Genomic DNA, 11,820 nt, shown 5'->3' with positions numbered 1-11,820 from the left:
ACGGGCAAGAGTCAAATCAACACGATGCAACATCACGATCCAGTCGGCACCCGGGAGGGCGAAGATACAGAGACGGCGGCTTCAGCCGCGCTGAAAAGCCGCCTCGCAGCCGCCGAAAACGTTCTGGTCACACTGGCGGTTGACCTCGACGAAGAACTTAGGTTTACCTCCGGCCTGCTGGCCCTGACCGACCGGCGCCTAGTGGCGCTCGGCCCGGCCGGCCAATGGTGTGAGTGGCCACTGTCCGATTTGGGACTGACGTTGCGTCTGAACGACCATGCCGGCGTCGGCACGCTCGACCTCGCCGGCGCCGCCGGGCTACTGGCGCGCTGGCGCTACACCCTGGTGCACCAGCCGGCCGCGCTGAAACTGCTGAAAATCTTCGGGCAGCGCGCGAATGGCGCCGCTGTCGCTGAGGCGACAGCCGAAGCCGACGGCGACGAGGCCGCGGTCGACACCGAGCTGCAGACGCCGCCATCGACCTGGGTGCTGCTGCGCCTGGGCCGCTTCGCGCGACCTTACCGCAAACAGCTGATCGCGGGCTTCGTGCTGACCCTGATCTCCACGGCCGCCAGCCTGGTGCCGCCGTACCTGACCATCCCGCTGATGGACGACATCCTGATTCCGTTCCAGAACGGACAGACGATCGACCCGTCGCGCGTGGCGCTGTACCTCGGCGGCTTGCTCGGCGCGGCGCTGCTCGGCTGGGGCCTGGGCTGGGCGCGCACCTACCTGCTCGCGCTGGTTTCGGAGCGCATCGGCGCCGACCTGCGCACCAGCACCTACGAGCACCTGCTGACGCTGCCGCTCGACTATTTCGGCGGCAAGCGCACCGGCGACCTGATGGCGCGCATCGGTTCGGAGACAGACCGCATCAACGTGTTCCTGTCGCTGCACGCGCTCGACTTCGCCAACGACGTGCTGATGATCGTGATGACCGCGACCATCCTGTTCTCGATCAACCCGCTGCTCGCCGTGGTCACGCTGGTGCCGCTGCCCTTCATCGCCTGGATGATCCACGTGGTGCGCGACCGGCTGCGCACCGGCTTCGAGAAGATCGACCGCGTCTGGTCCGAGGTGACCAACGTGCTGGCCGACACCATTCCCGGCATCCGCGTGGTCAAGGCCTTTGCGCAGGAGCGCCGCGAGGCCGAGCGCTTCCGCGTCGCCAATGCCTACAACCTGCAGGTCAACGACAAGCTCAACCGCACCTGGTCGCTGTTCACACCGACCGTGTCGCTGCTGACCGAGATCGGGCTGCTCGTGGTCTGGGGCTTCGGCATCTGGCAGGTGGCGCGCGGCAGCATCACGGTGGGCGTGCTGACCGCGTTCATCGCGTACATCGGGCGCTTCTACACGCGGCTCGACTCCATGAGCCGCATCGTCTCGGTCACGCAGAAGGCGGCGGCCGGCGCCAAGCGCATCTTCGACATCCTCGACCACGTGAGCAACGTGCCCGAACCCGCGAACCCCGTGAAGGTCGAGCGCGTGCAGGGCCGCATCGAGATGAGCGGGCTGGGCTTTCGCTACGGCTCGCGCGCGGTGATCCACGACCTCGACCTCACGATCGAGCCCGGCGAGATGATCGGCCTCGTGGGCCACAGCGGTTCGGGCAAGAGCACGCTGGTCAACCTGATCTGCCGCTTCTACGACGTGACCGACGGCGCGATCAAGGTCGACGGCACCGACATCCGGCGCTTCGCGGTGGCCGACTACCGGCGCCACGTGGGCCTGGTGCTGCAGGAGCCTTTCCTGTTCTTCGGCACCATTGCGCAGAACATCGCCTACGGCAAGCCCGATGCCACGCGCGAGGAGATCGTGGCCGCCGCGCGCGCTGCGCATGCGCACGATTTCATCCTCCGCCTTCCGCATGGCTACGACTCGCTCGTGGGCGAGCGCGGCCAGGGGCTCTCGGGCGGCGAGCGCCAGCGGATCAGCATCGCGCGCGCGCTCTTGATCGATCCGCGCATCCTGATCCTCGACGAGGCGACCTCGGCCGTCGACACCGAGACCGAGAAGGAGATCCAGAAGGCGCTCGACAACCTGGTGCAGGGCCGCACCACCATCGCGATTGCGCACCGCCTCTCGACGCTGCGCAAGGCCGACCGGCTGGTGGTGATGGACCGCGGCGAGGTGGTCGAGGTCGGGCCGCACGACGCGCTGATGGAGAAGCAGGGCGCCTACTGGCGGCTCTACCAGGCGCAGCTGCGGCAGGCCGACGACGACGCGAGCGAAGGCGCCGTCGACGAGCGCGCGGGCGTGCTCGCGCCGCTGGTCAGCCACGCGGCCCATCCGGCAGGAGACGCATGAACGCCCACACCCACCCCGCCATCGACCAGGGCTTCACGCTGGAGCGCGACGGCTTCGGCCGGCTGGTGCTGACCGATGCACGCGGCGAGCGCCACGCGGGCGTGACGCCGGTGCGTGCCTTTCCGCTCAGCGCGCCGGGCGAGGGCGTGTCGCTGGTCGGCAGCGACGGCCGCGAGCTGGTCTGGATCGACCGCCTCGAGCAGCTGCCGGCACCGGTGCGCACGCTGCTCGAAGCCGAGCTCGCGGTGCGCGACTTCGCACCCACGCTGCTGCGGCTGCACAGCGTCTCGAGCTTCGGCGTGCCGAGCACCTGGACCGTGAGCACCGACCGCGGCGAGACCCGCTTCGTGCTCAAGGCCGAGGAAGATATTCGCCGGATCGACGGCGGCGCGCTGCTGATCGCGAGCGCGCATGGCGTGCAGTTCCGCATTCCCGATCCCAAGGCGCTGGACCGCGCCTCGCGCAAGCTCCTCGAGCGCTTTCTCTGAAGAAAACGAAACGCACATGCCTCTTCACACCACCGCGCTGGTCCTGTTCTCGGGCGGCCAGGATTCGACCACCTGCCTGGCCGATGCGCTGTCGAAGTACCAGCGCGTCGAAACGCTGGGCTTCGACTACGGCCAGCGCCACCGCGTGGAGCTCGACGTGCGCGGCACCGTGCTCGCCAAGCTGCGCGAGCGCTTTCCCGACTGGGCGCCGCGCCTCGGGCAGGATCACGTGCTCACGCTCGCCGCACTGGCGCAGCTCGGCGGCTCGTCGCTGACTGAAGAAGTCGCGTTCGAGATGCAGGCCGACGGCCTGCCGAACACCTTCGTGCCCGGGCGCAACCTGCTGTTCCTCACGCTCGCCGGCGCGCTTGCGTACCGGCGCGGGCTGCAGGTGATCGTCACCGGCGTCTGCGAGACCGACTTTTCAGGCTACCCCGACTGCCGCGACGACACCATGAAGGCGATGCAGCTCGCGCTGTCGCTCGGCCTGGAGCGGCGCCTGGTCATCGAGACGCCGCTGATGTGGATCGACAAGGCCGAGACCTGGCAGCTCGCGCACCGGCTGGGCGGCGCGCCGCTGGTCGACCTGATCGTCGAAGAAACCCACACCTGCTACCTCGGCGACCGCGCGCACCGCCAGGCCTGGGGCTACGGCTGCGGCGAATGCCCTGCCTGCGACCTGCGCAAGAAGGGCTGGGAGCGCTACGTGGCGGCGCCGGCCGGTGCGGCCGAGGGCGTGACCTCGACGGTGTAGCGCGCCGCGGCGCCTTCGGCGGTGTCGGGCACCAGCGTCCAGCGCTGGGTGTGGAACTCGCCCACCGCCGCGCGGTGCGCGATCGACACCATCGCACCGCCGCGGGCCTTCACCATCTGCGCAAGCCGCTGGTACACGGTGCGCTCGGCCGCCGCGTCGAGCGCGCTCGTGATCTCGTCGGCGAAGATCCAGCGCGGCTTCTTGAGGAGCACGCGCGCGATCGCCAGCCGCTGCTGCTCGCCGCCCGAGAGCTTCTGGCTCCAGGCGTCGCTGTCGTCCAGCCGCACCGCCAGGTCGGGCAGCAGCGCGTCGTCGAGCGCCTGGCGCAGTTCGGCCTCGCTGTATTTCGCGGCGTCCTCGGGATAGGCCAGCGCCTGGCGCAGCGGACCGTCGGGCACGTAGGGGCGCTGCGGCATGAACATCGCGTCGGCCGGAACCTGCACGCGGCCGCGCGCAAAGGGCCAGATTCCCGCGAAGGCGCGGAACAGCGTCGACTTGCCGCTGCCCGAGGGGCCCTGCACCAGCACGCTCTCGCCCGCGGCCGCCGAGAGCGCGGCGTCCGCGAGCAGCGGCCGGCCGGTCGGCAGGCTGAGCGAGAGGCCATCGGTGTGCAGCACCTCAGCGTCGCTGCGCTCCAGCGCGCGTGCCTGCTCGGTGCGCGCACGGATCGCGTCGTCGAAGCTCGTCAGGCGGTCGGCCGTGGCGCGCCAGGCGGCCACATTGTCGTAGTTGTCGACGAACCAGCTCAGCGAATCCTGCACGCGGCCGAAGGCGGTGGAGATCTGCATCAGCTGGCCGAGCTGGATCGCGCCGCTGAAGAAGCGCGGCGCCGCCACGATGAACGGGAAGATCACCGCCGCCTGGCTGAAGAAGGCCGTGAAGGTGACCAGGTTCTTCTGCTGCTTGATGAGCGCGAGGTAGTTGCGCAGCACCGCTCCGAAGCGCAGGTCGAGCTGGCCGCGCTCCACGGTCTCGCCGCGGTCGAGCGCGATCGCCTCGCTGTATTCGCGCACGCGCACCAGATGGTGCCGGAAGTCGGCCTCGAAGCGCTGCTGGCGGAAGTTGAGCCCGATCAGCGGCCGGCCGATGTAGTGGGTGATGACCGTGCCCACCACGCAGTAGACCAGCGCGAGCCAGACCATCGAGCCCGCGATCTCGTAGCTGCTGCCGCCGAATGGCAGCATCACCGTGCCCGACAGCCCCCACAGGATGCCGACGAAGCTCACCAGCGTGACCACCGCGTTGAGCAGGCCCATCGACAGCGTCATGGTCGCGCTGGTGAACAGGTGCATGTCTTCCTGGATCCGCTGGTCGGGGTTGTCGGGCGTGGTGCCGTCGCCCTTTGCGTAGCGCGCGAGTTCCAACTCGTAGAAGGTGCGGTTGGCCATCCAGCGGCCCAGGTAGCTGCGCGTCATCCAGGCGCGCCAGCGCAACTGCAGCAGTTGCGTCACGTAGAACTTGAGCACCTGCAGCGCGATGTTGAAGAACGCCAGGATGCCGAACACCTGGATCTCGCGCCAGAAAACCGTGGCGTCCTTGTTCTGCAGCGCATCGTAGAAGCGCCCGTACCACTGGTTGAAGAGCACCAGCGCGTACACGTAGGCCAGGTTCAGCGCGACGATGGCCGCGAACATCATGCGGGCGCGCCACTTTTCCTCGGAGCGGAAATAGGGCACCGCGAGCGCGAAGATGCGGCGCAGCACCTGGACGAAGCCTCGGGCGCGTTCATTGGCGGAAGATGACATGCAGGGGTTTCCTCGACAGGCGCTCGCGCGCGGGGACCGTGAGGGAGCGATCGTAGACAGATTTCTTAAGCCGCCCTGAAATGCGCCAGCCGCAGCGGCGCGGTTGTGACAGCGGCGTGACGCGGATGACAAATCCCTGTCACATGGCGCTGCGAGCATCGCGCGTTCCAGGCCTTGCGCTGCGTACTTTCTTCCGCGTCTTCTTCCCGTCTTTCTGCCCACTCCTTCGAGGGACTCCCCCACCATGCTGCTTCGTTTCATCCGCCGCGCCGCCGTGCCCGCTGCCTTGCTCTCGCTGGCCTTTGCCGCCTCGGCCCAGGGCCGCACCGAACTGCTGGTCTACACCGCGCTCGAAGCCGACCAGATGCAGGCCTACAAGGCCGCCTTCGAAAAGGAGAATCCGTCCATCGCGCTGAAATTCGTGCGCGACTCGACGGGCATCGTCACCGCCAAGCTGCTGGCCGAGAAGGCCAACCCGCAGGCCGACGTGGTGTGGGGCCTGGCCGCCACCTCGCTGATGCTGCTGGACAAGGAAGGCATGCTGCAGCCTTACGCCCCCAAGGGCCTCGAGGCGGTCAAGCCCACGATGCGCGACCCCGCGAACCCGCCCAAGTGGGTCGGCATGAACGTGTGGTCGTCGGCCATCTGCTTCAACACCGTCGAGGCGCAGAAGAAGAACCTGCCCAAGCCCACCAGCTGGGCCGAACTCGCGAACCCGGTCTACAAGGGCCAGATCACCATGCCCAACCCGGCCGCATCGGGCACCGGCTACCTGATGGTTTCGGGCTGGATCCAGATGATGGGCGAGGAGAACGCGTGGAAGTACATGGACGCGCTGCACCAGAACATCGGCATCTACAGCCAGTCGGGCAGCAAGCCCTGCCGCCAGGCCGGCGCCGGTGAGTTCGCGCTCGGCATGTCGTTCGAATACCGCGCCGACAAGACCAAGCGCGACGGCGCGCCGATCGACATCGTGCTGCCCAAGGAAGGCCTGGGCTGGGACATGGAGGCCACCGGCATCCTCAAGACCAGCAAGAAGCAGGACGCCGCCCGTGCGCTCGCCGACTGGGCCGTGACGAAGCAGGCCAACGCGCTCTACGCCAAGAACTTCGCGGTGCTCGCGCTGCCGGGCATCCAGGAGAAGCTCGAGTTCGTGCCGGGCGACGTGGAGAAGCTGCTCGCCAAGAACGACTTCACCTGGGCCGCGGCCAACCGCGAGCGCATCCTCACCGAGTGGTCGAAGCGCTACGAGTCGAAGTCGGAAAAGAAGCCGATGTGAGCCAGCGGACCGAGATGACCACCAGCTTCCTGTCCCTGCGCGGCATCGAGAAATCCTTCGGTGCCAGCCGCGTGCTCGACGGCATCGACCTCGACATCGAGCCGGGCGAATTCGTCTGCCTGCTCGGGCCTTCGGGCTGCGGCAAGACCACGCTGCTGCGCATCGTCTGCGGCATCGAGCGCGCGGACCGCGGTCAGATCCTGCTCGGCGGCCAGGACATCGCGAGCCTGCCGCCCGCGGCGCGCGGCTTCGGCGTGGTGTTCCAGTCGTATGCGCTCTTTCCCAACCTCACGGCGGCGCAGAACATCGCGTATGGCCTGCATCCCACGGGCGCGCTCGCGCGCGAGATGGCCAAGCGTTCGCGCGAAATGCTCGACCTCGTTGGACTCACGGCGCATGCCGACAAATACCCGGTGCAACTCTCGGGCGGCCAGCAGCAGCGCGTGGCACTGGCGCGCGCGCTCGCGCCCAATCCACGGCTGCTGCTGCTCGACGAGCCGCTCTCGGCGCTCGACGCGCAGGTGCGCGCCAGCCTGCGCAGCGAGATCCGCGCGCTGCAGAAGCGCCTGGGCATCGTGACGATCATGGTCACGCACGATCAGGAAGAGGCGCTCTCGATGGCCGACCGCGTGGTGCTGATGCACGACGGGTGCATCGAGCAGGCCGGCACGCCCGACGAGCTCTACCGCCAGCCGCGCACCCGCTTCGTCGCGGGCTTCGTCGGCCGCATGAACATGCTGCCCGCGACCATCGTGGCCGACGGCAAGGTGCGCGTGCGCGACAGCGAGCTGTTCTGCACGCCGGGCCACCTCGGTGCCCTGGGCATCGGTTCGCAGGCCACCGTGGGCATCCGCCCCGAACACGTGGTGGTGAAGCGCTTCGGCACCGAGCTGGGTGCCAACAGCTTCGCAGCGCGCCTGCTCGACACGGAATTCTTCGGCAACCGCACCTCCGCGCGGCTGGCCTGCGAGCCGCTCGGCATCGAGATCGAGGCCGAGTTGCCGGCCGATGCGCGCTACGGCGGCGAGGAGCCCCTGGCCCCCAGCAGCATGGTGCACATCCAGCTGCCCTTGAATGCGCTGTCGGTCCTGGCGCACTGAAAAAGCATGAGCAGCAGCCCCCAGGCCATCGCCGTCATGCCGATGGCGATGCCGCGCAGCAGCGCGTTCGACCGCGAGCGCTGGCTCACCGGCGCGGCCGTGCTGGCGATGGTGGCGCTGCTGGTGCTGATCGTGGCGCTGCCGGTCGGTGCGCTCGTGGGCCAGAGCTTCTTCGACCGCACGGGCGCCTTCGTCGGCCTGGCCAACTTCGCGCGCTACCTCGACAGTCCGGCGCTCGTGCAGTCGGCATTCAACAGCGTCTGGATCGCGGCCGTGAGCGCGGTGGCCTGCACGACGCTGGCCTACGTGTACGCCTACGGCCTCACGCTCTCGTGCATGCCCGCCAAGGGCGTGCTGCGCGCGGTGGCGCTGGTGCCGCTGCTCGCGCCTTCGCTGCTGCCGGCCATCAGCCTCGTCTACCTCTTCGGCAACCAGGGCATCTTCAAGGGCCTCTTCGGCGACACGTCGATCTACGGACCGCTCGGCATCGTGCTGGGCTCGGTGTTCTGGACGCTGCCGCATGCGCTCCTGATCCTCACCACGGCCATGGCCACCTCCGACGGCCGGCTCTACGAGGCCGCGCAGACGCTCGGCGCCTCGCGCTGGCGCATGTTCCGCACCGTGACGCTGCCGTCGACGCGCTACGGGCTGATCGTGGCCGCGATGGTGGTGTTCGTGCTCGTCATCACCGACTTCGGCGTGCCCAAGGTGGTGGGTGGCCAGACCGGCGTGCTCGCCACCGACATCTACAAGCAGGTGGTCGGGCAGCAGAACTTCCAGATGGGCGCGGTGGTCGGGCTGGTGCTGCTGGTTCCGGCGCTGCTGTCGTTCCTGGTCGAACGGCATGTGCGCGGCAGGCAGTCGGCGGCGTTGTCCGCGCGCGCCACGCCCTATCGGCCCGAGCCGGTGGCCGCACGCGACCGGGCGCTTTTCGTGTTCTGCGCGCTCACCGCCTGCGCCATCCTCGTGATGATCGGCATGGCCGTGTTCGCATCGCTCGCGACCTACTGGCCCTACCAGCTCGCGCCCTCGCTGAAGAACTACGACTTCGGCAACATGGACGGCGGCGGCTGGGGCAGCTACTTCAACTCGTTGCGCCTGGCCCTCTGCGCGGCGGTGGCCGGCGCGCTGGCCACCTTCGTCTCGGCCTACTTGGTCGAGAAGCCGAGGCGCTTCGGCCTGCTGCGCGAACTGCTGAACCTGCTGGCCAACCTGCCGCTCGCGGTGCCCGGGCTGGTGCTCGGCGTGGGCTACATCTTCTTCTTCATCTCGCCGTCGAACCCGCTGCGCGCCATCTACGGCAGCATGACGATCCTGGTCGTCTGCACGGTGGCGCACTTCTTCTCGGTGGCGCACCTCACCGCGCTCACCGCGCTGCGCCAGCTCGACCGCGAGTACGAGCTGGTGTCGGAGTCGATGGGCGTGCCGTTCTGGCGCACGCTGTGGCGCGTGCACCTGCCGGTGGCGCTGCCGACGGTGCTGAACGTCGGCGGCTACTTCTTCGTCAACGCGATGACCACCGTGTCGGCCGTGGTCTTCCTCTATTCGCCACAGACTACGCTGGCCGCGATCGCGGTGCTCAACATGGACGACGCCGGCGACGTGGCGCCGGCCGCGGCGATGGCGTCGCTGATCATGCTCACGGCGGCGGTCGGCCGCGGGCTGTTCGCGCTCGCCGGGCGGTGGGCGCTGGCGCGCACGCAGCAGTGGCGGCAGCGCTGAAGGCCGGGCCTGGCGCGCTTGCGGCGGTGGCCGGATCGGGCTCACGTCCGACTTGACCGGGGGCGGCGCAGGCCTAGCATGCGGCCCATGCCAACCCTCTTGACCGCACTCTTCTTCTGCCTCGGCCTGCTGGCCGCCGGCTGCGACGACAAGCCCAAGCCCGGCGGGCCGATGCCCAAGGCCGCGGCGGTGTCGCTCGCCGCGCCTTCGCTGGCCTGATCCGGTCGCCGCGCGCGCCGCCATCGCGGCGGCGCGGTGCCTTCCTGCGCGATCTCGCCGCGCCTTGTATGCTCGACGCCCACGTTCGCGGCGCCCGGCGCATACGAGAGAAGAGAGAACCACGATGGAGACCACGGCCGCAAGGCACCAGCCCGACTCCCGCTACGCCATGGTACGTCTGGGGGTCACGCTCCTCGTCATGACCGTGGGCAGCAGCGGCATGTACGTGGTGTCGGTGATGCTGCCGTCGGTGCAGGCCGAGTTCGGCATCGCGCGCGCCGATGCCTCGCTGCCCTACACGCTGCTGATGCTGGGCTTCGGCATCGGCGGCGTGCTGATGGGCAAGCTCGCCGACCGCTTCGGCGTGATGTGGCCGCTGCTCGGCGGTGCGGTGTTTCTCGGGCTCGGCTACATCGCCTCGGGCCTGGCCGACGGCATCGTGTCGTTCACCATCGCGCAGACGCTGCTTGTGGGTCTGCTCGGCAGCTCCGTGGCCTTTGCGCCGCTGGTGGCCGACACCTCGCTCTGGTTCGTCAAGCGCCGCGGCATCGCGGTGGCCGTATGCGCGAGCGGCAACTACGTGGCCGGCGCGGTGTGGCCGCCGATCGTGCAGCACTTCATCGAGACGGTGGGCTGGCGCCAGACCTACATCGGCATGGGCGTCTTCTGCGGCCTCACGATGGTGGTGCTGGCCCTGTTCTTCCGCGCGCGCCCGCCGATCGCGGCGGCTGCACCGGCCGGCACCGCGGCTGCCGGCAGCGCCGCGGTGCGCAATGCCCTCCGGCCTTTCGGGCTCAGCCTGGGCACCGCGCAAGGCCTGCTGTGCGTCGCTGGCGTGGCCTGCTGCGTGGCCATGGCGATGCCGCAGGTGCACATCGTGGCGTACTGCAGCGACCTGGGCTTCGGTGCCGCGCGCGGCGCGCAGATGCTGTCGCTGATGCTGGCCTTCGGCGTGGTGAGCCGGCTGGTGTCGGGCGCGATCTGCGATCGCATCGGCGGGCTGCGCACGCTGCTGCTCGGCGGCGCGCTGCAGTGCGTGGCGCTGCTGCTGTTCCTGCCCTTCGACGGACTGGTGCCGCTGTTCGTGGTGTCGGCGCTGTTCGGGCTGTTCCAGGGCGGCATCGTGCCGTCGTACGCGATCATCGTGCGCGAGCATTTCCCGGCGTCCGAGGCGGGCGCGCGCGTGGGCACGGTGCTGATGTTCACGCTGTTCGGCATGGCGCTCGGCGGATGGATGTCGGGCAAGGTGTTCGACCTCACCGGCAGCTACCACGCCGCCTTCCTCAACGGCATCGCGTGGAACCTGGTGAACGTGTCGATCGCGGCCATGCTGCTGTGGCGGGTGACGGTGATCGCAAGGCGGCAGAGTATATTCAAGCCGACCCACTGACCGCCGAACACCTGTTCCCATGCCCCAGCAGACCTCGTCGCCTTCCCGGCGGCCCGCCCGCGCCGCCGCGCGCCCCGCCATGCCCGAGGAGACCGTGGTGCGCGGCGGCGACACGCTGACCGACCAGGTCTACCAGCAGCTGCGCCAGTCGCTGATGACCGGCGCGCTGCTGCCCGAGCAGGTGCTCACCGTGCGTGGCGTCGCCGAGAATCAGGGGGTGAGCCTCACGCCCGTGCGCGAGGCGGTGCAGCGGCTGGTGGTGGAGCACGGGCTCGAAGTGGTCAATGGCCGCACGATCCGCGTGCCGCGGCTCGGTGTCGAGACCTACCGCGAGATCCTCAAGATCCGCATGGAACTCGAATGCCTGGCCGCGAAAGAGGCCGCGCCGCGCATCTCGAATGACGAGATCGAGCGGCTCGACGGCGTGATGCAGGCGCACCTGGCGGCGATCCAGGCCGGCGATGCGCACCGCACGCTGGTCCAGAACACTGAGTTCCATCTTTCGATATATCGCGCCTCGGGCCAGCCCATCCTGATCCGCATTATCGAAAGCCTGTGGTTGCGCGTGGGCCCCACGCTGAACCTGCTGTTTCCGCAGTACTGTGGCAGCCTCACAGGGCACGAGACGCATCGCGTGGCCATGGATGCACTGCGCCGGCGCGATGGCGACGCGCTGGGGCAGGCGATGCGCGACGACCTGACGCACGGGTCGCGCTACCTGATCCGGCTGCTCAAGCCCTGAAGTTGCGCGGGATTCGGGTTTCTGCGTACGCAGAATATATTCTGATCGCCTAAAGTGCGTGCCAGGCCCCC

Annotated in this window: 10 protein-coding genes; 9 read left to right on the top strand and 1 reads right to left on the bottom strand. The window is 68.9% G+C overall.

What is annotated here, in order from left to right:
• Positions 1-24: 24 nt before the first annotated feature.
• Genes AC3A6R_RS09350 through queC form a run of 3 tightly spaced genes read left to right on the top strand, consistent with a single transcriptional unit; the run spans position 25 to position 3,552 of the window.
• Positions 25-2,310: a cyanophycin metabolism-associated ABC transporter gene (locus AC3A6R_RS09350; RefSeq protein WP_487864331.1), complete on the top strand. Its 2,286-nt coding sequence runs from the start codon at positions 25-27 to the stop codon at positions 2,308-2,310.
• Positions 2,307-2,798: a cyanophycin metabolism-associated DUF1854 family protein gene (locus AC3A6R_RS09345; protein WP_487864330.1), complete on the top strand. Its 492-nt coding sequence runs from the start codon at positions 2,307-2,309 to the stop codon at positions 2,796-2,798. The genes AC3A6R_RS09350 and AC3A6R_RS09345 overlap by 4 nt, the downstream gene beginning before the upstream one ends.
• Before the next feature lie 16 nt (positions 2,799-2,814).
• Complete coding sequence (queC, locus tag AC3A6R_RS09340; RefSeq protein ID WP_487864329.1) at positions 2,815-3,552, top strand: 7-cyano-7-deazaguanine synthase QueC; 738 nt, start codon at positions 2,815-2,817, stop codon at positions 3,550-3,552.
• Here the strand turns inward: queC and AC3A6R_RS09335 are convergent.
• Positions 3,501-5,297: an ABC transporter ATP-binding protein/permease gene (locus tag AC3A6R_RS09335; protein WP_487864328.1), complete on the bottom strand. Its 1,797-nt coding sequence runs from the start codon at positions 5,295-5,297 to the stop codon at positions 3,501-3,503. The two genes, queC and AC3A6R_RS09335, sit on opposite strands and share 52 nt — an antisense overlap.
• A 244-nt stretch (positions 5,298-5,541) precedes the next feature.
• On the opposite strand from AC3A6R_RS09335, the gene AC3A6R_RS09330 reads away from it, so the two are divergent.
• The 6 genes from AC3A6R_RS09330 to AC3A6R_RS09305 all read left to right on the top strand — a co-directional run bounded on the left by AC3A6R_RS09330 (position 5,542) and on the right by AC3A6R_RS09305 (position 11,749).
• On the top strand, positions 5,542-6,576 hold the full coding sequence (locus AC3A6R_RS09330; protein ID WP_487864327.1) for a putative 2-aminoethylphosphonate ABC transporter substrate-binding protein: 1,035 nt from the start codon (positions 5,542-5,544) through the stop codon (positions 6,574-6,576).
• Positions 6,577-6,590: 14 nt separating this feature from the next.
• The gene (locus AC3A6R_RS09325; protein WP_487864385.1) at positions 6,591-7,676 is read left to right on the top strand and encodes an ABC transporter ATP-binding protein; all 1,086 of its coding nucleotides are present in this window, start codon (positions 6,591-6,593) and stop codon (positions 7,674-7,676) included.
• Between the two features lie 6 nt (positions 7,677-7,682).
• On the top strand, positions 7,683-9,398 hold the full coding sequence (locus AC3A6R_RS09320) for a putative 2-aminoethylphosphonate ABC transporter permease subunit (protein WP_487862255.1): 1,716 nt from the start codon (positions 7,683-7,685) through the stop codon (positions 9,396-9,398).
• 87 nt (positions 9,399-9,485) lie between these two features.
• A complete protein-coding gene (locus tag AC3A6R_RS09315; protein ID WP_487864326.1) occupies positions 9,486-9,617 on the top strand; it encodes a hypothetical protein in 132 nt (43 codons plus the stop codon).
• Positions 9,618-9,741: 124 nt separating this feature from the next.
• On the top strand, positions 9,742-11,007 hold the full coding sequence (locus AC3A6R_RS09310) for an MFS transporter (protein WP_487864325.1): 1,266 nt from the start codon (positions 9,742-9,744) through the stop codon (positions 11,005-11,007).
• 19 nt (positions 11,008-11,026) lie between these two features.
• Positions 11,027-11,749, top strand: a complete 723-nt coding sequence (locus tag AC3A6R_RS09305; RefSeq protein WP_487864324.1) for a GntR family transcriptional regulator — start codon at positions 11,027-11,029, stop codon at positions 11,747-11,749.
• The last annotated feature ends 71 nt before the right edge of the window (positions 11,750-11,820 follow it).

This window comes from Variovorax sp. Soil_C_19 (assembly GCF_057657255.1).
Note: the sequence above shows the minus strand (reverse complement) of the source record. Positions and strands in the feature narration are given on the sequence as shown.

Coding starts and splice junctions, on each gene's coding strand:
- AC3A6R_RS09350 (WP_487864331.1), top strand. CDS start 25: ATGCAACATCACGATCCAGTCGGCACCCGGGAGGGCGAAGATACAGAG.
- AC3A6R_RS09345 (WP_487864330.1), top strand. CDS start 2,307: ATGAACGCCCACACCCACCCCGCCATCGACCAGGGCTTCACGCTGGAG.
- queC (WP_487864329.1), top strand. CDS start 2,815: ATGCCTCTTCACACCACCGCGCTGGTCCTGTTCTCGGGCGGCCAGGAT.
- AC3A6R_RS09335 (WP_487864328.1), bottom strand. CDS start 5,297: ATGTCATCTTCCGCCAATGAACGCGCCCGAGGCTTCGTCCAGGTGCTG.
- AC3A6R_RS09330 (WP_487864327.1), top strand. CDS start 5,542: ATGCTGCTTCGTTTCATCCGCCGCGCCGCCGTGCCCGCTGCCTTGCTC.
- AC3A6R_RS09325 (WP_487864385.1), top strand. CDS start 6,591: ATGACCACCAGCTTCCTGTCCCTGCGCGGCATCGAGAAATCCTTCGGT.
- AC3A6R_RS09320 (WP_487862255.1), top strand. CDS start 7,683: ATGAGCAGCAGCCCCCAGGCCATCGCCGTCATGCCGATGGCGATGCCG.
- AC3A6R_RS09315 (WP_487864326.1), top strand. CDS start 9,486: ATGCCAACCCTCTTGACCGCACTCTTCTTCTGCCTCGGCCTGCTGGCC.
- AC3A6R_RS09310 (WP_487864325.1), top strand. CDS start 9,742: ATGGAGACCACGGCCGCAAGGCACCAGCCCGACTCCCGCTACGCCATG.
- AC3A6R_RS09305 (WP_487864324.1), top strand. CDS start 11,027: ATGCCCCAGCAGACCTCGTCGCCTTCCCGGCGGCCCGCCCGCGCCGCC.